Below are 21,005 nucleotides of genomic sequence, written 5' to 3'. Positions count from 1 at the left end.
TGAACGAAAATATGACTAAACACTTCTACCCTCTGGTTGCAGCCATGCTGCTATGGCTGTTACCGCTGCACCAAGCCTGCGCCAACACAGAAGACACCGCTGCGGACGTACTGCGCGTTGCCCTGCCCGCTGCCGCTTGGGGCATGACCAGGTACTTTGACGATGACGAGGGCAGCACACAGTTTTACTACAGCTTTGCCGCTACTGTCGCTACCACTTTGGCGTTGAAAACGGCAATTCATAAAAACCGCCCCGACGGTTCAGATAACGATGCCTTCCCCTCCGGCCATACCTCCATGGCGTTTCAGGGTGCAGCTTTTATGCAGCGCCGTTACGGCTGGCAATACGGTGTCCCGGCGTACGCTCTGGCAACTTATGTCGGCTACAGCCGGGTGAAGAATGATCATCACGACAGCCGCGACGTACTGGCCGGCGCGCTGATCGGCATCGCCGCAAGTTACTGGTTCGCCGAACCATTTTACGGTGTGCAAATTACCCCAACCGCCGGCATAAATGGCGTGGGTTTACAGTTAAGCGCCAACTGGTAAAACCGCTCGCACTGCCCCGCTATTGCTGCTCAATCAGTCTTAATATCTGTGCGCTGTCGCACAGATATTAAAGCCGCGGCCCGCTACTATTCCTTAACACACACCGGCTGAACCGGGTTGCCGGTGCCGCGTTTTATCCACGCAAAAAGGAATAGCACTATGCACTTTATCAGCAGCAAAGATAACGCCAAACTCTATGTCAAAGACTGGGGCGAAGGCCAACCGGTTATATTGATACATGGCTGGCCACTGTCTGCCGACTCCTGGGACGAGCAAGCTATGGCGATTGCCGCGGCCGGTTATCGTGCCATTAGCTACGACAGGCGCGGTTTTGGCCGCTCGTCACAACCGTGGAGTGGCTATGACTACGACACCTTAAGTGACGACCTTGCCGCTGTCATCGCCTACGCGGATGCCCCAAACGCCATCATTATCGGCTTTTCCATGGGCGGAGGTGAAGTGGCCCGCTATATGTCGCGCCATAACGCTAAATCGGTAGTAAAAGCAGCGCTGATTTCATCTGTGGTGCCGTTTCGGCTGAAAACCGAAGACAACCCGGCAGGAACCGAGCAGGAAGCGTTCGATAAAACAGCCCGTGCGATTCATAAAGACCGCGCAGAATTTTTTACCGACTTCTTTAACACTTTTTTCGGTGTGGGTACGCCGGGTAATAACGTCAGTGACGAACTGCTCAGGCATATGGCCGCCGTTGCCATGCAAGGCAGTATCAGGGCGACGCTGGAGTGTCTGAAGGCATTTTCTACCACCGACTTTCGCGCTGATTTGGCGTACTTCAAAATACCAACGCTGATTATTCATGGCACTGAGGATAAAACCGTACCAATTGACGCCTCGGCCAGGCTGGCAGCAAAAGGCATCAGCCAGGCAACCCTTATTGAATATCAGAACGCGCCACATGGCCTGTTTGTCACCGACAAAGACAAACTAACCAAAGATATACTGGCGTTTATCCGCCGGTAATGGCTTGAGCAACGCCCTGAGGGCCGTTTGGTTAACTACAGGCTTTAGTACTGTAGCTTAACCAAATCGCTTTGTGCCAGCACGGAACGCACAGCCAGCATCGTAGTGCCATCAGCTGACAAATCAAAGTTCAGGCGAAAGCGGTTTTTGGCAATTAGCTGTTTTTCTGTAGCACCTGTAGTTATATGAATTCGATACAAATAGGCCAGGTTTTCTTCATGCCCGGTGTAATACAGCCAGTTTTGCTGAACCTGCCAACGATTTGCGCTGACATCCGGCAAACGGGTAAGTAATACCGGCGCACTATTGGCTTCATAACGCCAAACGTTGGCGTCGCTGTCAACTACCAGCGCTTCATTGTTCGGCGTTATCAGCTTTGCGTATACGTTAGGTTCTACTCTTACCTTAACATCAGCCTCAAGCTCATAGCGGTATAACACCGGCTTACCGTGTTCAATTCGTGCATAATGCAGTTGCTCGCCTGATACAGTCCATTGCACAGAAGCGACTTGTTCCAGTTCGGTGGTCAAAAACTGAAATTGCTCACTGGCTAACGCCAATAAAAACAATCTGCCGTTAACAATACCGGCCAGATGCGTTTCGCTTGGGTTTACCTGCAATGCAGTAAATTCGCTGTCTACCGGCAAAACTTTCAACACCTTTATGCCATTGCCTTGAATAACCGCTATTTGGCTTTCTTTGTGCTGTTTATTTACGAGGTAAATATGGCCGCTCTGTTGGCCTGTTACCGGAAAATCCTCCGCGCCGGAAAATTGTAAATAGTCATACTGAGACAGGACAGGTGCAGAAAACGGGTTGGGTTGTATTACTAAGTCCAGATAATTGCCACTGTGTTGGCGGGCAAACAGGCAACGTTCACCGCAGCTGTAAAAAGCATGGTTTATGTTTTCAATATTTAGTGGCAGCACTTTAAGCTGGCCACGGGCCAGATCATACTGCGCAAACTCTGCATAGAAGCTGGCTAAAGTGAGCAGTCTATCTGCGTTATCCCACACCAAATGCTGGTAACTATGTGCCAGCTTATGCACATGAACCAGTTCGCCACTGGGTAAATGTTGAACCAGCAACTCATTATCATTGGCACCTGTATTGCGGAGTATTGCCAGAAATTGCCCGTCATGCGACTCGCGGGCAAAATAATCGCCACTGCCAAACCCACCGGAAGATGTCACGCTGGACAGTTCCTGACTGGCCAGCTGATAATACCAAATCCCCTGTACCGCACCTGGTTGCTTTAAATCACTAAGATAAAGCCCAGAACCATCTGAACTCCAGGCTTGCAGATAACGCTGCTCCGACACCTCATCAGGCAAAGCATAAATACTACTTAAGCCATGTTGTGCTGAAAAATCAGCAATAAAGGTCGTGGTTTGCGCCGGCGTGCTGCGGGTATAGGCTATCTTATCACCATTAGCAGATAAGTGGCCGTTGGCATAGTTTGCTTCGTCAAAAGTAAGCCGTGTTATCCGTCCGGAATCTAACGCCCTGGCGTAGAGCTGCAAGTAATCATCTTTATTAGCGCGGTGCGAAAAAATCAGCAGGTTTTTCTCAGCATTATAAGATGGGCTGACTTCTGAGCCTTCCATAGCGGTCAGTGACGTTAGCGTTACTCTCGCCGGTTGTGGCAGCACGACATACCCCAACAGTGCTATTGCGCAAAACAACAGACTACAGGCAATCAACCAGCGGCTGGTGGTTCGTACAACGGATGTCGGTTTATCTGCGGTGCCATTCGTCACAGCAACATCAGCGATCAGGATATAGCCTTTTAACGGTAGGGTCCGGACATAGCGAGAGTCGCGGGCGCTGTCTTGCAGGTATTTACGCAGTTTCTTAATGACTGCCCGAAAGGCATCGTCGGTAATAACACGATCTGACCACAACGCTTTTACGATACGATCCTTAGATACCAGCTCGCCGGCATTATCGACCAACAGTTTTAGCAGTTCGTTGATCTGAGGCTCTATTTTGACCACCTCACGATCTTTGATTAATTCAGCACGGCTGTAATTAAAAACAAAATCACCTACTTTAAACATGCTATTCCACCTGCTTTTTATTGTTATATCCTTACCTGCATGTTTTTTCATGTGACTTTTTGTGACTATTAACAACGGCGATAATATCACATTAAGTCCTTTGCCAAAGCCGGACACCGCTTCCATATTGACCACGACAGTCATTAATTGGAAGAAAAAATGAGAGAAATTATTAGCTTGTGTTTAGGTGTGTTTTTAGTAGCCTTCCCGCTGCAGGCGCAACCTAAAGCGCTGCCCGAAGCCACAACTGAACCAGCAGCCAACTTTAAACAGCTGTTAGACAATGTCAGAGTTAAAAGCGGTGCTCAGGGTATTGCCGTCAGTATCATTGAAAGCGGCAAAGCCCCGGTGTTACTCACCTCCGGCTTTGCTGATATCGACCAGAGAACGCCCATTACCGCAAATACCCAATTTCGTTTTGGCTCGGTAGCCAAAATCTTCGTTGCCATGTCGGTGATAAAGCTTGTTGAACAAGGCAAACTAACATTACAAACTCCTGTTCGCGAGCTGGCGCCGGAGATCCGCTTTAATAATCCCTATGCAGCAGATTTTCCGCTAACCGTACAGCATCTGTTAAATCACACCACCGGCTGGGACGCTATGCGTTTTGCTGAAAACGTCGTCGCCTCCGCCAATCCTGTCACGATTAAACAGGCGCTGGAAATTCATCCTGATAGCCGACATTCCCGCTGGCCGCCTGGCTCACGTACTGCTTATAACAATACCGGGCCACTCGTTGCAGCCTATATTGTTGAAAAGCTTAGCGGGATGAGTTTTGAATCCTTTGTTAAAACCCATTTCTTATTGCCGCTAAGTATGAGTAACACCGATTATTTTTATACCGATAACTATCGTAAACATGCTGCCACGCTGTATATCAACCAGCAGCCGTTAGCTTATGAGCAGCTGAACAACCGCGCTGCCGGCGGATTAAACAGCGATATGGCAGACATGGCAGCCTTTGTCAGTTTCTTATTAAACCAGGGGGAAAATACACAACAGCAATTATTGTCAACAGACTCATTTAAAATCCTGCAAACGCCCGGCGGCTCATTGCCCGCAAAAGCCGGCATTGAGCTTACTTACGCTCAGGGCTTAAATCTGTATCATGCTAATGGCTACTTGCTGTTTGGTCACGAAGGCAGTGTGCGTGGCGGCTCTGCATTGATAGTCTATCAACCGGATTTACAAAAAGGCTATGTTATCGCCGTAAATGGTGAAGGCCCGGCAGTAGCGCAAATACATCAGTTTTTAGCTGATTTAATTACCCAACCGGCCGCAAAAGTAACAGCAAACAAGCAACAACGCTTTTCTCCGTCACAGCAGGCTTTGTCGGGTTTTTATCGCAGCATTAATCCGGGTGCCAGGCTTACTGCCCCTTTTGCCGTGCTGACGCCATGGAAGCTTACGGTTAGCGCACAGTCAGCCACTATAAGCCCGTTAATTGGTGCTAAACCGCGTCAGCTCGGTACAGGCGGTGACAATAGCTTTACGCAGTGGCACAGCGGCAAAACGGTACTGGTGTCAGCTGATGACCCGATAGCAGGCGCGGTTATTCACTATGGCCCAATGACCTTCAAACGTATATCGGCGCCAGGTGCCTACGCGCCTATCGTTATTTTGCTTGTTTGGGCGCTATTGATGCTTATTGCTGTTGGCTTCGCTTTGATTTGGCTACCGCGAAAATGGCTGGGTAACATTCCAGCACCCGCCAGCATCCGGTTGCGTAGCTGGCCTCTTATTGCGCTTATGCCGTTGCCGGTAGCAATAGCTTTGCTGTTGTACGCCAAAGCCAGCCCGGCGTTAACAGAATTAGCAGGACAACCGAGCTGGCTGTCCGTGGGATTGTTCTGTTGCAGCATCCTGTTTTTATTAAGTAGCCTATGGAGCATAATAATTTGGTGGCAAACAGCACGGCAGCAGGTTAATACGTTCGTATACTGGCACTCATCATTGCTGATTGCTCTGAATGGTCTGATAGCGTTGTTTCTACTTTTCAATGGCTTAATTGGTGTGCGCTTATGGGCATAGCCTGAGCAGACATTGAGCGCTGGTGGCTGAAAATTAACGCTGCAACTGCAGTTGGTAAATATGGTCAGCAAAATACTTACCGCCAATACTATGGGCATTAGGTGCAATGTGCTTAAGCATAAAGCCGCATTTGGTTAATACCTTTTCCGATGCGGCATTGCCTGCTGTCACCACTGCCTGATAACGGTTTATCTGCTGTGTGTCCGTTGCCCAGTCAATCAGCCCCTGCAGAGATTCCGCCGCATAACCCTTGCCATAAAACTGTGGTAAAAACAGATAGCCCACTTCGGCAACGCCATCTTGCAGTTGCAAGCCGGTAACCCCCAGCTCTGCACCGCTGGCTTTATCAGTCACCACCAACCCGAGCCAGTTGTCGCTGTCCGGCGTCCAGGGCTTAAGCCGCGCGGCAAACTTCTGTCTTATCATATCTTGCGGCGGCACATCAAAACACAGCGCCACTATTTGCGGATCGGTATGCAAGCGCAAAAACAACGGCCAGTGCTGTTGTTGTAGCGGGCTTAACATTAAGCGGTTTGTTTCGATGTTGATCAAAGGTCTGTCCGATAGTTAGGGTGCTTCAAGTACTGCATGGGCACTGCTCTCTGATGCAATTTTCTTCTAACTTAAAGAGCAAAGAAAACGCTGACAAAAAGGTATAGCAACACAGCACAAAAAAATAGTGACAAATAATACATGGCGCCAACAAAGGTACCTCTGCCAATAATGCCGAATGCAGATATCCTTTTCACTTGATCCTTATACCCGCGACAAACACGCCAGTACATTACTGCGTAATAAAGCGAATACAACGGGATCAGCGTATATAGCACCGCACGGCCATAAGGTTTACCAAAAATCATGGCCACAACCATCATCGCGCTAAGACAGCCTAAATAGCCGTATGCACTGTATATAACAAGTGTTTCGCGAGTTTTATCATCCATTCTCTGATGTTATTACCCATATAAAAAGTAGATTTCCGCCGGCGGGTTTAGGTTACTTTTACCAGAACTTGCAACAACGTACTCAGCTGCTGCAAGGCTATTGCAACTTTTTCCTGCTGTTGTTCAAAGGGGTGCAACGGTTCCAGCTTTGGCACTTCCACAGTAATTGATACCGATTTACCAGCTGCGCTTATGAGCTGATATTCAGTAAGGTAAGGTGCATATTTGTTAGTAATGGCTTCGAGTTGCTCAATAGCACCGGTAAAAAATACTTTGGCGTAGCCAGCCGTCATTTGATGACACAGATCCATTGATATTGCTAAACCTGCCGGCCTGAACTTAATCCAGGTACTACCGGCCGGACGAGGCTTTGCAGCTTGCACACCAAGCTGCGGGAAATGCCGCTCCGCGTACATGACATATTTCTCAACAAAAACTGTCATTTCCCGGCTAAATAACGGCTGATACCCCCTACGATTTTGCTCTATGGCTTCCTGTATTACTTTTGCTTTGTAGCCAAAGCGATTATCGCGAAAACGTCTTGACGAAAAATAAGCCAGAATTTCCTCATAACTAACTTCGCGATCGTACAGCTCTGTTTGGCGTGAATACGCTAAATAGCGTTCCGGCGCGATAAGGCAGGTTTTAAATGAATCCCAAAAGCCATCTACCTCACCTTGCTCACCACGATTTCTATAGCCTTGCGCTTGTTGTGGCTGAGGCGGCGCATCAATTTTATTTTCAATCAAAATTGCAATGCGTTCACCGCTTTGCGATAAGAAAATAAACAGTAAATCAGACTCACGATTGTCGCCGGCAACCACTGAGTGCCATGCACCGCCAGCGGCGTTGTAAACCGTACAACCAAATAATCTGGCACTAAACCAATCACGAAACTCATCACTGACTGTCAGCTCTTCCAATATCAGCAGATCAATATCCCGCTCATTGACAGAAGCAATAAAATTCATATCTTTCATATTTTACCAATCGTTTGAGTGCCGATTTTTTGGATTATCCGGTGCTGCTATGGTTTAGCCTTATTGGCTTAGTTTACTTAACAAATTAGCTTTAACGGCTGGCCACTCACTGGCAATAATCGAATAAACCACAGTATCGCGGTACGAGCCATTTTCCATTATCTGATGGTTGCGCAAAATACCATCTTGCTTAGCGCCAAGCCGCTCGATGGCAGCACGTGATGCCCGATTAAAATAATGGGTGCGAAACTCTGCGGCAATGGCGTTTAGTTGTTCAAATAAATGCGCCAACAATAGCAGTTTGCATTCGGTATTAACCGGCGTTCTTTTAGCACAATCAGCATACCAGGTATAACCAATCAGCGCTCTTCTGTTTGGTGCATCAACATTGTAGTAGCGCGTTGTTCCTACAATTTCACCTGTTGCTGTTGACCTTACCGCATAAGGTACATCGCCATGCGCTGCAGCAGCGATGGCCTCAGCAACGTAATCTGCCATCTGGTTTACTGCAGGTACATGAGCAAACCACAATTTCCCGGGCTCACCATCGGCAACCGCCTTTTGTAACGGCTTAATATGGCTGTCTGCCAGGGGCTCCAGCGTAACAAAACGGCCAACCAGTTCCTGTTGCTTAATCCACATAGTATTTTAACCCGACAATTTTTAAGTACTAATTTTTACCATACCAGGCCGCGCTGTTATCTGAATTGGCGTAATTGGATATGATTGCCATCTGAGTCTGCGATATTGCACACGGTAAATAGCGGATTAGACCATAAACCTTCAAATGACCGGCCACCCAGCTCTATTGCTTTTAGCTTTGCTTCTTCAATATTATCAACGGTTAAAAACAGCTTTACACTATTAAAATCCGCCGGTGGCATCGTTACCGGTGGCGTATGAATAACAATGTTAAAACCATCTTTAACCAGGCTAATCAGCTCAGTTGTCTCCCGGATCACGTCCATCGCAAAAAGCGCTGTGTAAAATCCGGCCAGATTTTTTATGTCGTTTGAATACACTAAAGCACCATGTTTTGCCGGGCCGTTCATTAAATCCCCTCAAAGATTGAAATAAAAATGCGCTTTAACGGCACACGCGGTTTGTATCACTGCAGCGCTGTTTATGCCGCTAATTGTCAGCCATTAAACGCGCTTGCCAGTGTTAATGCACTCACTACGAAAAAAACCAGCCATGATAAATGTTTACCTTTTGTATAGTAAGCTGAGAAAACACCACTTACAGCAAACACCACACTGACAGTTAAAAGTAGCCCGACGGAGTCCGGCAGTAACACTAAAAGTGCAGCAAAACCAAACCAAGCCAAACTTGTTATATGCCAGGCAAATCTAAGTGTGCCTTTGGTAAATTCGTCACTACCAAAAAGATGCGGCAAATTATCCCGTTTAAACAAACGAGCTAAAATATACCGCTCGCCAAGAATCGAATGTGTAAGCCCACACAGAACCAGCAATATTGACGCAATAATTAACAAATCAGCTCCTTACAGACTAAGTTTGGTTCTGCAGGCATTGTGGCGGCGTAACCAGCTCAACTGCCACATAAGCCATGGGCGTTAACTTAAAGCCATGATGCCGGCCAACACAAGTGCAACCAGCCAGCAATATGGTCCCGGCAACAACGGCTACTATACCTGGTATCACAGCGGTAACTTGCCGGTTCATCTCACTCCCCCGGTAAGATGATGATTTTAAAGTGTTTTACTACTAAGCTTTGCCCATTGCTGAACAGTACCAACAGCAAACAAAGCGCCAATAAACAAGCAGATACCTGAGCTTACAAGCCAGAATGTTAAGCTGTTATCAGGAAACATTGGCATTAAACTTACAAATAAAACACCACGCAGCAGAAATATGCCGGCGATAACAACCAGCGCAAACTTAGTCAGCGGTAAACACTTAATCGCACCGGCACCCGACAAACCGTAGCAAGCCCAGGTAAAAAGCATTACTACCAGCACAGATGTAACCATTGTCGGATACCAAAGGCCCTGCTCTGCCATTTGAGCCATCTGCTCTCCGGCGCCGAAGAAGCGATACCAGTCCGCACCAAACACAATACAGCCCGCATGTGCCAATGCCGCTAAGATGCAGCAAAAAGCTGCAGCCAGAAGATACTTATTATTCTCAGAGTTCACCTTTCCTCCTTGAGTTACTGTACCAGTCCATTGCCGCAGAAAAAGTCACCGTGCGTTGCGGCTGTCGCATTTTTTACTTTAAAACCCTCTCGAGAGTTCCTATTTCAGCTTTGGCAGAAACGATAAATCGACGTAGTATTTATCAGGATTGCCCTGTGCAATAAATACTCTGATTGTCTCTTTGTCGATAAAAGCTGAAGGATCAAACCACAGATTATTACTTTTAAAGATGTGAATATCAGACGTGGCCGGATTCTGCCATTGCGTTAATACGCGAAACGGGTGTTTACCATTAACGGATAACGCCGTATTCTGCTCAACGCTTTGGTAGCGGGTCTCTATTGCCACACCACTGGTTTTCAGCATTTCATCCTGGCGGCCTTTTAAGGCGATAAACAGCATAATACCGGCACCTACCAGAAAAAACACCGCGCCCATAGCCGCTAAAATAAGGGCTGCGCCCCACAGGGAAAAGAAATCATTAATTTTGGCATCTGAGGGCTTTGCGCTCTGGTACAACACTTCTACCTGCTCGCCTTCGGCATAACGAGCCGGATTACTGCCGGCAGTTGGTGCAAATTCAATTACCCGGCCGTTTTGGGCAGTAAACTCAACTAAGGGCCGGTAAGTAATGGAATCACTCGTGCGAGATATTAACAGCTCAACCACAATACCCTCTGCCGTTGCGGCATCCTTCAAAAATGCGCTGGTGCTGTTGTAGATAAAAAAGGCCCCGGCCAGCATAGCGAAGCCAACCAAAGTGAATAAATATTTAACGATTGCAATTGCTTTCATGTTTTACCTTAAGTTACTGCTTTACCAGCTTACTGTTACCCCCTTAGCGCGGGCGCAAGAGTTTATTCCGGCAACATAATGTAAATCAAGTGTTTTATCCTGCGTAATATTATACGGCGGCAACTTACCTGTTTATTACAAATGCAGCTTATAGCTGCATATTCTAGTTCTGTGTACAGCGCCTGGCCCACAGCGCAAACAATGACGCGCTGGCGAACATTAATAAACTGTAGACACTGGGCGCTATCGACATGGCGGAGTTTTGTAAAATACCGGTAGTGATAAGTAGCGCCAGAGTACCGTTTTGCAGCCCTACTTCCAGGCAAATAGTGCGGGCCTGATTCTCGTGCTTAAGTAGCCATTTGGCCAACAGATAACCGAGCAACATGGTGCTGAGGTTAAGCAGCAAGGCCGCCGGCCCGGCTTTTGCCATATAACGCCACAGCTCATCGCCTAAATCGACCGCGATACTGATAATTAACAGTACCAGTACGATAATCGAAAATTTGCTGATGTAAGGCTCTGTCGCCCTGGTAAACGCCGGCAATTTTGCCCGCAGCAGCATACCCACTAACACCGGAAATACGCTGACCACCATTAACGTCAGCCAGGTGCGAAATACCGGCAGTTGCAAATCAGAGTCAGCCTGAGCATAAAAACCTATGGCCCAGGCCGCCAGCAGCGGAATAGTAAAGGGCGTAATAAAGCCCACCACGGCGGTAAGTGATACCGACAAGCCAACATCGGCTTTACTGAGGTAACTGTAAAGGTTTGATGTAGTGCCGCCCGGGCACAGCGCTAAAATAAACAGCCCTATTGCCAATTCGGCCTGTAAATCAAACAGCGCAATAGCCACAATGGCAGCCAGCGGCAGCAGTAGCAGCTGCGCCAGGGCGCCGAGTAAAAAGCCTTTGGGTGCTAAAAACACACGGGAGAAATCCGCCACGCGCAGGCTCATGCCCACGCCGGTCATAATCAGGATCAGTGCTATTGGTAAGCCAATTTGGGTAAGGGTTGCAAACATAGCGCCGCCTGCTGTTGCAAAAACACCACGTTACCCTATTATCCGCCAACTGACAAAGCGCTTTAATGCAAAAAAACGCGTTAATACAGCAAGATGCAGCGCTGCCAGCACCGGGTCTACAAGGGTAACGGGTTATCTGCGCCCGGCCACAACTGCTGCAACTGCCGGCGAAACAGTTCAAGGTTGCCACTGGTATAAAATATGTCGCTGACGCTGTTGCCGGGATCTGCCAACAACTGTGCCTGCAGTAAGCGTTGCTGCAGCTGTTTCGCCACCGCCGCTTCGGTGCGGATAATCGTCACTGCGGGCCCGGCAATAGCGGCAATAGCATCAGCAACAAAATTATAGTGCGTACAGCCCAGCACCAGAGTATCGGCACCTTTTTCCAGCAACGGCGCAATATAGCTTTTTAGCACTGCCTGCATCTGCGCGCCGCTAAAATCTAAGCTTTCTATCAGGTGTACCAACTGCGGGCATGGCTGCAGTTCAATGCAGGCCTGGCCGGCGAAGCGCTGCGCTAAAGTAGCAAAGGCAGGAGTTTGCAAGGTGCGCGGGGTAGCCAAAATACCCACAACCCCGGTTTTACTGGCCAACACCGCCGGCTTAACACCTGGCTCGACACCGATAACCGGCAGCGCACACTCTGCCCTTAACTTAGCAATGGCGGCGGTGGTGGCGGTATTGCAGGCCACCACCAACGCTTTCACGCCCTGCTGTTGCAGGCGCAGGCTAATCAGCTGCATGCGCTGATAAATGTAGTCGTCGGTTTTTTCACCATAGGGTGCATGGCCGGTGTCGGCAACGTAGACAAGGCTTTCGTGTGGCAGTAGTTCACGCACCGCGTGGGCGACAGAGAGCCCGCCAATACCGGAATCAAAAATACCTATTGCAGCAGAATTAGCCATAGCGGGCCCGTTACTATTTACAGCCGGCAAAATTAGCATATGCGCCTGTTCAGTAGTTCCAATATTCCCGGATACGCGCGACCTTGCCGTTCTCGAACTCGAATACGGCCAGGCGGTGCGGGGCGTCGTCGAGCCGGGTCTTGATACGCTGCACGGCAGCGGCATTGTCTCCGTACATCACATCTACGATGTGGTAGGCATGCTCGACTGGATCGTGCTTTTCGTATCGCCCCTGATGCAAGGCCCGGGTATGATTGCTGTAGAGGTGCTCGCGTGTATACACGTCGTTCATTCCGGGATGCTCATAGATGAAGTCCGCGGTATACATTGCATACAGGCGTTCCACGTCATCAATTGTCGCGCCGCGTGTGGTCGCTTTGTTCTGTGCTGCGGTGACAGCGTGGACAAGTTGCTCCATCTGTTGCGGGGAGAGCTTCCCTGCCTCACTGGCTTCAACATCGCCCGATAGCAAGGCAAACAAAATAAACAGGCAGGTCGGGATATGGAATATTTTCAAAGTTTGATTTCCTTTCAATGGTCGCTGGGTATCCGGACAAACTGAATGCCACCTTTTCTGAAAAGTGTCAACCGATCATGGGTAACCAGAAGTTAAATACCAGCAGAACTAGGCGTTTACTATTAAGCCATCTTGTACCTGGTACACCACTACTACCTCATACGGCTATTTGGTTAAACCATTACCACGAAAGACGGGCGACTACATGTTTTTCATCAGCGCGCAGCGAAAACGACCAGCCATTGCGCTCACACAGCCGTTGCACAATACCCAGCCCCAGACCATAGCCGTGAGACGCCTCGGTAGGCGTGTGCTGCTTATCAGCGCTCTCTTGGTTTGTGACTAAAGCGTTCAGCTGATTGGTGATTAACAGTTCGTGCTCGTCAATACGGATCTTGACCGGCCCCTGCGCGGCGAGTGTATGTTCGAACGCATTTCGCACCAGATTATTGACCGCAATAGCAAAAGCCTGTGGATGGCCACAGACGCCGGGGTTGGCGAGTTGGTCGATTTCAACATCGACCAACTTGCGGCTTAGCAAGTGGCGCTGTAGTTCTATCGCGTTGCTTACCAGCGGCATAACTAAAAACTGCTCGTCATACAAGCCATCGTCGGTTTCGCGGGCGAGGCACAAGAACATTTCAATGGTGGTTTTCATATCAAGCGTGGCACGCCGCACCCGATCCAGCGCCTTTACATCTGTCGCTGACAGCTCGCTTTGTTCCAGCAGCTCAAGTGCACCTGTAATTACCGTGATTGGCGTGCGCAGTTCATGACTGGCTGAACTGGTAAAATAGCGCTCTCTGGCAACAAAGGCGCTGATACGCTCAAGCGTCTTTTCAATGGTGCCGGCAAGCATCCCAACCTCATCATCGCCAAACCGGCCGGATGCTATGCGTTTATAATCATCCATTGACAGGTGTTCTACGTCGATGTCGGCAACCGCTTTGGCCAGTTGCGCCACAGGGGCGACAGCTCTGCGCATCACAACAACGCCGAGGCCAAAACCCAGCACACCGAGCGTACCGACAACACCGCTGATAACCAGCAGCAACCACCAATCCTCTGACGATGCCGCCTCAATTCCGGCTACGTCGAACACCACAAAGGCGTGTTGTTGTTGATTGCCGCCAGGCAGCTTTTCATTGCCGGTAGCTGGCTTTTGTTTTTCAGTAGATAGCACCGCGACATGCAACTCTTCGGCTTCGAATTCGTAAAACCCCTCAGCGGGGTTGGTCTGTGCCCACTGCCGCAGTGATTCCGGCAAGCCGGCAACCGTATCGTAGCCGCGAAAGTTCACCGGCATAACAGGATAGCTTTTGGCGGCAACCTGCAGCTGTTGCGTCAGCACACGGTCTTCGCTGAGCCTTATCGCGGCGAAGAAGGCAAACCCCCAGGCGATACTGAGTACAGCAACGCAGATCGCAAAGGCAATAGCGACGCGTTTGCGTAAACTGTGCCGGTACATTATTCAGCATCCTCTGCAATGCGGTAGCCGATGCGATGCACCGTATGAATCAGCGGGCTGTCAAACGGCCTGTCGATAGCCTGGCGCAGCTTATACATATGCGAGCGAAGCGCATCACCATCGGGGCGCTCGTCAGCCCACAACAAGGTTTCAAGCTCATCGCGGGTCACAACAGACGGCGCCTGTTCCATCAAGCGTTGCAGTAGTTTCATGCCAGTAGGGTTGAGATCGACTCGCCGTCCCGCGCGATGCACTTGCAGCGTGGAGCGGTTCAGCGTCAGCTCAGCCACAGTTAACAGGTTGTCGGTTTTGCCGTGACTACGTTTGTACAGCGCCTGCAACCTTGCATGCAGCTCCTGCAATGCGAATGGCTTGACCAGATAGTCGTCGGCTCCCGCCGCAAACCCCTTCAGTTTATCGTCAAGCGTGTCTCTGGCCGTTAGCATAAGCACCGGCGTCTCCAGTTTGGCATCAGTGCGCAGCTTTTGGCAGAAACTCAGGCCATCCATGCCCGGCAGCATCAGGTCCAGCACTATAACGTCGAACGGATTCGTCAACGCCAGATACATCGCGCTTATACCATCATAGGCAAAATCCATCACATAGCTGTGTTTTTCAAGATAGGCAGCAATGTTCTCGCATATGTCGTGGTTGTCTTCGACAATCAGCACTCTAACCGGCGATGCAGCAAACGCGTGTGCCATAGGTTGTTTCCCTTATCAGGCCCGTTACCAAGCCCGTTACCAAGCATAGTCCAGTCGCAGACCAATCAGCGGCTCGGCTTCGCTATCATCTTGCACCAAAACACCGCGGCGGTAGTCAAACTCGGTGTCGTCACCCGACGACGCGGCCGTTACGTTAATGACATCAAGAAAGGCTGTTACATCTATCGGGCCAAATGCGCGTCTATAGTCAACCCGAACGTTCAACAAGCCGGAACTGTCTTTGCGACCGACATTACGTTGTGTGATTTCTTTTGAGTAACGTAGCGGTTGTCCGGGCCCCAATACGTCTGAGTGAATAATAAAGTTGTCGTCCGGCCGGCCGGAAAGATATTTGTAACGCCCGGCGACCTTCCAGCGGTTGCTGATTTCCCAGGTCAGGCCCAGCGTTGCGACATGCTTGCGGTTGAATTCAGCAGCTACGTCACCGCGGCCGTCTTTGCGATCGACTACAGCATCGTTGTAAGAGTAAGTTGCGCTGGCGTAGAGGCCTTCGCGGATCATACCGTTGACCACGATATCGACGCCAAACGAAGTGCCATCACCAATATTGGCAAAGGTTCCGTTTGCCCGATCAAGGTCTACCACCAGGTCGTCGAGGTTTTGATAATAGGCCTCGGTTAACACCGACCAATTGCTGTGCGGAAAATATTTTAAACCGACGCTGGTATGGGTGATTTTTTCAGTCTTAAGATCGTTAGACTCGTTAGCGGCAAGTTCTAAATACCGTGGTGACTGATGAAACAGCCCTGCGGTGGCAAAATATCTGACTTTTTTACCCGGTTGCCAGTTGACGCTGAACCTGGGCGCAGCGAAGCTTTCGTCGGCAAAACCATCGCGCTCCAGCCGTAAGCCAGTGCCAAAATCCCAATCACCGAATTGAAAAACCTGCTCTACGTAGCCTGCATAGCTGGTTTCCTTCTGATTTATTGCAGAGTTGATGTTCCCTGGCTCAAGCACAATATAACGCTGCTGTGGGTCTGGTCTGAAATCATCATCGTCATAAACAAAGCGGATCCAATCGCCATCTAACACCGTGTTGTAGTCCAGTTCAATTTGCGTTACCCGCACACCGGCACTGAACAGACCCCATTGATTCACTGTCTCAAAATCACTGCGCCAGCCAATCTCCGTTTCATCTTCACCGATGGTAATAATGTTTTCCCGCAGCGGAAAATCAGACGCAGGTGAGCCTTCGGGTACCAGATCAGGAAAGGCCTCGCCCTCTGAGCTTAACTTGTCGCTGTTGCGGTAGTAAAGCTTATTGGTCCAGACCGCTGTTTCACCGATTAATGAGCGCAATGTCAGACCATACAAATCACTATCCTGTTCAGAATATTGCAGCGCAGCATCTTCGAAATTGGGCGATTCGAAAACGTGAGTCACGTCGCGGCTATAGTCCTCGTGTGTATCCATCAGTAAAATTTCGAAGCTGTGGTTCTGGTTAATAGGTATAACCGACTTTATGATGATATCTCTTAACACCGGCTCGCCAATGTCCAGCTCGTCAATCGTTTCAAACAACGCGCCGAAGTCCAGTCGCCGGGCAGAAACCAGCATAGTAGCGTCATCAGTGATACCGGCAGGGCCGTCGTAACCTACTTCATAACCGGCAAGGTCGAGGCGCAGACTTGCTGACGGGCTTGGATTGCCATCGGCGACGTTCAGTTTCAGTAGTGATGCCGCACGGCCGCCATAAGCCGCCCCCCAGCCTCCGGGTGAGAACTCTGCTCCGCTGATAACATTCGGTGCGAAAATCGAGAAACGGCCACCACCACCAACATCTTCCTCTTCACCCAGGGTCGCATCAAAATGCACCGCTTTATCAAACGGAAAGTCATCAACGAATAACAAATTATCTCTCGGGCCACGGCCGCGTACGCTAAAGCTGGCGAATTCACTGGCGGATGCCAGGCCAGGTAACCCGTCCAGCGAGAGCAGAGGATCTGCACCTCCGCCGACAGCGCTTCGAAGCGCTTCCCGGTCGAGATAGGTTGCGGAGCCTGATGCAAAGGTATCAGCTTGCTGCGCCCGAACCTCCACTACCTCAATTGTTTGCTGTCTAAGTTCGAATGCTATCCTGATATTTTTGCGTGTAACCACGCGTACGCTTGGCTCATACAATGAAGCGTACCCGCCTTTGGTCAGGTTCACCGAGTAGAGACCCGGGTCGAGCTGTTCAATAACGATGCGACCTTGTTCGTCGGTTTCTGCAGCTCGCGTGGAATCGGTTTCCCGTTCCGTGATCGTGATCTGCACACCTGAGAGTGGTCGATCTGTATTGTTATCTTTGACTATGACAGTCAGCGCTCCGGGTGCCTCTGCTGCGTGGCTAAAAAGTGGCAAGCCAAACAGCAGCGCCCACAGAGTCAGCCATGATAGTTGTTTAAATTGTCTACTCATATTGCCATCCTCCAACAATCCGCTGTATTTTTTGATTATTTTTTGATGAAGCGCCGGAAGGTTAGCATAGCCAATGTGACTAAAAAGTCGCTTAAATGTGGAAACTGCATCAGCGCCAGGATGCCTGCAGCTGCGTCAACTGATGGGAAATACCGGCGACACACTATCTATCGTGACGAAAATATGTTTCGGCGGCAATGTATACGCAACGCATTACGCTACATATAGAAAGGCATCAAAAGCTGCCGTTTTAGTAGCCACTCACCCTGCCGGATAAAACCAGGCGTTTACTATTAAGCCTTCTTGTACTTCATACACCACCATTACTTCATACGGCTGCCCGGCTAAACCGAATACTTTTTCATGGTCGATAACTTTATTACCCACCACCATGCGCTGCAGCACTTCGGCGCGCAGTGCGGCTATGGTAAAGCGTTCGGTTTTATAAAACGCTTCCAGTGCGGCGTGGCCTTTTATTGAGGGTTCTGTTGCCGGCATACGGTAAATGGCAATATCGCTGTGGTAGCAGCTGATAAAAGCAGCGAGATCTTTAGCGTTGTAAGCATCCAACTGGCGTTGTACCGGCAGTACGGTTTGTTCGTTATTCATATCGTTAGCCATAGTTTGGCAGCCTTACTCCAGCGTTTTGCACATAAACATACTGTTCGGGTCTTCCGGGTAATCGGCAAAAGGGCCGCAGTAGTTGAAGCCGGCGCTTTGGTACAAGGTGCGGGCCGGTAGGAAAAAGTCCATTGAGCCGGTTTCCAGGTAAATGTGCCGAAGGCCAGCTTGCAGGGCCTCAGTCAGTAAAAACTGCAGCAAGGCGCGCCCTACTCCCTTACCCCGCGCTTCAGGCGCGGTGCGCATCGATTTAATCTCGGCCATCTGCGCACTGTGTTGCTTTAATGCCACACAGCCCAGTAACACATCGCCCTGCCAGGCGCCCCAGAAGCGGATACCGGGCGCTTGTAATTTACTGATATCCAGCGCATGCACACTCTCCGGCGGGGAGGTAGCATACATATCGTCTAAATGGCCCTGCAGCAGTTGAATAACGGCCGGCGAGTCCAGCCGGCCCGGAATAATGTTCATCGTTAATCTACCTGAAAGATATCGCTATAAAAGGTGTAATACGAGCTGCAGCCTTAGTTAGCGGCTAAAACCGCGGTAAATAAAGTGGCCGGCAGCAGCTGTACGTGTGCTTTGACAGCATGGATAAAAAATTAGCCCGTAACAAGATTTTTTTTCCTGCAAAACGTTTTGAAATCCTGTATATTACCGCACTATTTTCAAACCCTAGCTTATTGAGATTACTATGTCAGCAGATTTATCCTTATACAGAAACATTGGTATCTTCGCCCACGTTGATGCCGGCAAAACCACTACTACCGAGCGTATCCTGAAACTGACCGGTAAGATCCATAAGTTAGGTGAAGTTCACGAAGGTGAATCTACTACTGACTTTATGGAACAAGAAGCCGAGCGCGGTATTACTATCCAGTCAGCAGCTGTTAGCTGTTTCTGGAAAGGCTACCGTTTCAACGTTATCGATACCCCGGGCCACGTTGACTTCACCGTTGAAGTTTACCGTTCACTGAAAGTACTGGATGGCGGTGTAGGCGTATTCTGTGGTTCTGGTGGTGTTGAACCGCAATCAGAAACTAACTGGCGTTATGCTAACGATGCTGAAGTATCACGTCTGATCTTCGTTAACAAGCTGGACCGTATCGGTGCAGACTTTATCCGCGTTACTGAGCAGGTGAAGAAAGTGCTGGGCGCAAACCCACTGATCATGGTGTTACCAATCGGCCGCGAAGACACCTTCAAAGGTGTGGTTGACCTGTTAACGCAAAAAGCCTACATCTGGGATGAAACCGGCTTACCGGAAAACTACACCGTAACAGACGTACCGGCTGACATGGCTGATGACGTTGAAATGTACCGTCAGCAACTGATCGAAACCGCTGTAGAACAAGACGACGACCTGTTAATGGCATACATGGAAGGCGAAGAGCCATCTTTGGAAGACATTAAGCGTTGTATCCGTAAAGGTTGTCGTGACCTGGCATTCTTCCCGACTTACTGTGGTTCAGCCTTTAAAAACAAAGGTATGCAATTACTGTTAGATGCGGTTGTTGATTATCTGCCAAGCCCGACTGAAGTTATTCCTCAGCCACTGACTGACGAAGAAGGTAACGAGACCGGCCAACACGCTATCGTATCTGCTGACGAGCCGTTCCGCGCTTTAGCATTCAAAATCATGGATGACCGTTTCGGCGCCCTGACCTTTATCCGTATTTACTCTGGTGTACTGAACAAGGGTGATACCATCCTGAACTCTTTCACCGGTAAAACCGAGCGTATCGGCCGTATGGTTGAGATGCAAGCGAATGACCGTACCGACCTGACCACAGCTCAGGCCGGTGACATCATTGCGCTGGTTGGTATGAAAAACAACACCCAAACCGGCCACACGCTGTGTGATCCTAAGCACCCTTGTACACTTGAGCCAATGGTATTCCCGGAGCCGGTAATCTCTATCTCTGTTACGCCAAAAGATAAAGGCTCAGTAGAGAAAATGGGTATCGCTATCGGTAAGATGGTGGCTGAAGATCCAACCTTCCGTGTTGAAACTGACGTTGACTCAGGTGAAACCATCCTTAAAGGTATGGGTGAATTACACTTAGATATCAAAGTAGACATTCTGAAGCGTACTTACGGCGTTGAGTTAGTTGTAGGCCAGCCACAGGTGGCTTACCGCGAAACTATTACCCGTGAAATCGAAGACAGCTACACCCACAAGAAGCAATCCGGTGGTTCTGGTCAGTTCGGTAAAATTGATTACCGCATTCGTCCGGGCGAGCAAAACTCAGGCTTCAAGTTCGTTTCTACCGTAGTTGGTGGTAGCGTACCAAAAGAATTTATGCCGGCTATCGAGAAAGGCTTTGAGTCTATGATGTCAACCGGTACCTTGGCTGGCTTCCCGGTATTAGACGTTGAAGTTGAAGTATTCGACGGTGGTTTCCACGCCGTTGACTCATCAGCTATCGCGTTTGAAATCGCGGCTAAAGGCGCATTCCGTCAATCTATGCCTAAAGCCGGCGCGCAACTGCTTGAGCCAATCATGAAAGTTGACGTGTTCACCCCGGAAGATCACGTAGGTGATGTTATCGGTGACTTAAACCGTCGTCGTGGCATGATCTCCGGCCAGGAAGCTGGTGTTACCGGCGTACGTATCAAAGCTGACGTGCCACTGTCAGAAATGTTTGGTTACATCAGTACCCTGCGTACTATGACGTCAGGCCGTGGTCAGTTCTCTATGGAGTTCTCGCACTACTCACCGTGCCCGGCTAACGTAGCAGAAACTGTTATCGCCAAAGAAAAAGAAAAGAAAGCTGCCGCTGCTAAAAACTAAGCTGTAGCAAAGTGATAAAAAGCCCTGCCGGTGCAAACCGGCGGGGCTTTTTTT

At 49.5% G+C, this 21,005-nt stretch carries 20 protein-coding genes and 1 pseudogene; 4 read left to right on the top strand and 17 right to left on the bottom strand.

Annotation, left to right across the window (positions count from 1 at the left end):
- Positions 1–11: 11 nt before the first annotated feature.
- Entirely contained in the window at positions 12–548 is a 537-nt protein-coding gene (locus ACTZWV_RS07410) for a phosphatase PAP2 family protein (RefSeq protein ID WP_444785932.1), read from the top strand.
- 159 nt (positions 549–707) lie between these two features.
- Positions 708–1,529 carry an alpha/beta fold hydrolase gene (locus tag ACTZWV_RS07405; RefSeq protein WP_444785931.1) on the top strand — a complete coding sequence of 274 codons (822 nt, stop codon included), beginning with the start codon at positions 708–710 and terminating at the stop codon, positions 1,527–1,529.
- Between the two features lie 44 nt (positions 1,530–1,573).
- Here ACTZWV_RS07405 and ACTZWV_RS07400 read toward each other — a convergent pair whose 3' ends face one another.
- Positions 1,574–3,589: a winged helix-turn-helix domain-containing protein gene (locus tag ACTZWV_RS07400; RefSeq protein ID WP_444785930.1), complete on the bottom strand. Its 2,016-nt coding sequence runs from the start codon at positions 3,587–3,589 to the stop codon at positions 1,574–1,576.
- 159 nt (positions 3,590–3,748) lie between these two features.
- Here ACTZWV_RS07400 and ACTZWV_RS07395 point away from each other — a divergent pair, with 159 nt between their 5' ends.
- Positions 3,749–5,620 (top strand): serine hydrolase domain-containing protein, encoded by a 1,872-nt coding sequence (locus ACTZWV_RS07395; protein WP_444785929.1) that lies wholly within the window; start codon positions 3,749–3,751, stop codon positions 5,618–5,620.
- Positions 5,621–5,653: 33 nt separating this feature from the next.
- On the opposite strand, the gene ACTZWV_RS07390 is transcribed toward ACTZWV_RS07395, so the two are convergent.
- The 16 genes and pseudogenes from ACTZWV_RS07390 to ACTZWV_RS07315 form a co-directional block, all read right to left on the bottom strand.
- Positions 5,654–6,172: a GNAT family N-acetyltransferase gene (locus tag ACTZWV_RS07390; RefSeq protein ID WP_444785928.1), complete on the bottom strand. Its 519-nt coding sequence runs from the start codon at positions 6,170–6,172 to the stop codon at positions 5,654–5,656.
- A 71-nt stretch (positions 6,173–6,243) separates the two neighbouring features.
- Positions 6,244–6,564, bottom strand: coding sequence for a hypothetical protein (locus ACTZWV_RS07385; RefSeq protein WP_444785927.1), 321 nt, complete (start codon positions 6,562–6,564; stop codon positions 6,244–6,246).
- 47 nt (positions 6,565–6,611) lie between these two features.
- Positions 6,612–7,544 (bottom strand): hypothetical protein, encoded by a 933-nt coding sequence (locus tag ACTZWV_RS07380; protein WP_444785926.1) that lies wholly within the window; start codon positions 7,542–7,544, stop codon positions 6,612–6,614.
- A 60-nt stretch (positions 7,545–7,604) separates the two neighbouring features.
- The gene (locus tag ACTZWV_RS07375; RefSeq protein WP_444785925.1) at positions 7,605–8,186 is read right to left on the bottom strand and encodes a GNAT family N-acetyltransferase; all 582 of its coding nucleotides are present in this window, start codon (positions 8,184–8,186) and stop codon (positions 7,605–7,607) included.
- 56 nt (positions 8,187–8,242) lie between these two features.
- Positions 8,243–8,596, bottom strand: coding sequence for a VOC family protein (locus tag ACTZWV_RS07370; RefSeq protein ID WP_444785924.1), 354 nt, complete (start codon positions 8,594–8,596; stop codon positions 8,243–8,245).
- 86 nt (positions 8,597–8,682) lie between these two features.
- Positions 8,683–9,039 (bottom strand): hypothetical protein, encoded by a 357-nt coding sequence (locus ACTZWV_RS07365; protein ID WP_444785923.1) that lies wholly within the window; start codon positions 9,037–9,039, stop codon positions 8,683–8,685.
- Positions 9,040–9,255: 216 nt separating this feature from the next.
- Positions 9,256–9,702: a hypothetical protein gene (locus ACTZWV_RS07360; RefSeq protein ID WP_444785922.1), complete on the bottom strand. Its 447-nt coding sequence runs from the start codon at positions 9,700–9,702 to the stop codon at positions 9,256–9,258.
- 99 nt (positions 9,703–9,801) lie between these two features.
- Positions 9,802–10,497 (bottom strand): DUF3592 domain-containing protein, encoded by a 696-nt coding sequence (locus ACTZWV_RS07355; RefSeq protein WP_444785921.1) that lies wholly within the window; start codon positions 10,495–10,497, stop codon positions 9,802–9,804.
- 163 nt (positions 10,498–10,660) lie between these two features.
- A pseudogene (locus tag ACTZWV_RS07350) lies at positions 10,661–11,530 on the bottom strand (bile acid:sodium symporter family protein); the annotation flags it as partial.
- A 107-nt stretch (positions 11,531–11,637) separates the two neighbouring features.
- Entirely contained in the window at positions 11,638–12,426 is a 789-nt protein-coding gene (gene murI / locus ACTZWV_RS07345; RefSeq protein WP_444785920.1) for a glutamate racemase, read from the bottom strand.
- 49 nt (positions 12,427–12,475) lie between these two features.
- Positions 12,476–12,943, bottom strand: coding sequence for a hypothetical protein (locus ACTZWV_RS07340; RefSeq protein WP_444785919.1), 468 nt, complete (start codon positions 12,941–12,943; stop codon positions 12,476–12,478).
- Positions 12,944–13,124: 181 nt separating this feature from the next.
- On the bottom strand, positions 13,125–14,411 hold the full coding sequence (locus ACTZWV_RS07335) for a sensor histidine kinase (RefSeq protein WP_444785918.1): 1,287 nt from the start codon (positions 14,409–14,411) through the stop codon (positions 13,125–13,127).
- The gene (locus ACTZWV_RS07330; protein WP_444785917.1) at positions 14,411–15,115 is read right to left on the bottom strand and encodes a response regulator transcription factor; all 705 of its coding nucleotides are present in this window, start codon (positions 15,113–15,115) and stop codon (positions 14,411–14,413) included. The genes ACTZWV_RS07335 and ACTZWV_RS07330 overlap by 1 nt, the downstream gene beginning before the upstream one ends.
- Before the next feature lie 36 nt (positions 15,116–15,151).
- Positions 15,152–17,536, bottom strand: a complete 2,385-nt coding sequence (locus tag ACTZWV_RS07325) for a TonB-dependent receptor (protein WP_444785916.1) — start codon at positions 17,534–17,536, stop codon at positions 15,152–15,154.
- Positions 17,537–17,797: 261 nt separating this feature from the next.
- A complete protein-coding gene (locus ACTZWV_RS07320) occupies positions 17,798–18,157 on the bottom strand; it encodes a nuclear transport factor 2 family protein (protein WP_444785915.1) in 360 nt (119 codons plus the stop codon).
- Between the two features lie 12 nt (positions 18,158–18,169).
- Positions 18,170–18,628, bottom strand: a complete 459-nt coding sequence (locus tag ACTZWV_RS07315) for a GNAT family N-acetyltransferase (protein ID WP_444785914.1) — start codon at positions 18,626–18,628, stop codon at positions 18,170–18,172.
- Positions 18,629–18,845: 217 nt separating this feature from the next.
- Between ACTZWV_RS07315 and fusA the strand changes: the two genes are divergently transcribed.
- Positions 18,846–20,951 carry an elongation factor G gene (gene fusA / locus ACTZWV_RS07310; RefSeq protein ID WP_444786276.1) on the top strand — a complete coding sequence of 702 codons (2,106 nt, stop codon included), beginning with the start codon at positions 18,846–18,848 and terminating at the stop codon, positions 20,949–20,951.
- The last annotated feature ends 54 nt before the right edge of the window (positions 20,952–21,005 follow it).

It is taken from the genome of Rheinheimera sp. NSM (genome assembly GCF_052380015.1).
Lineage (GTDB): Bacteria > Pseudomonadota > Gammaproteobacteria > Enterobacterales > Alteromonadaceae > Alishewanella.
This window is presented reverse-complemented; position numbering and strand designations above follow the sequence as displayed.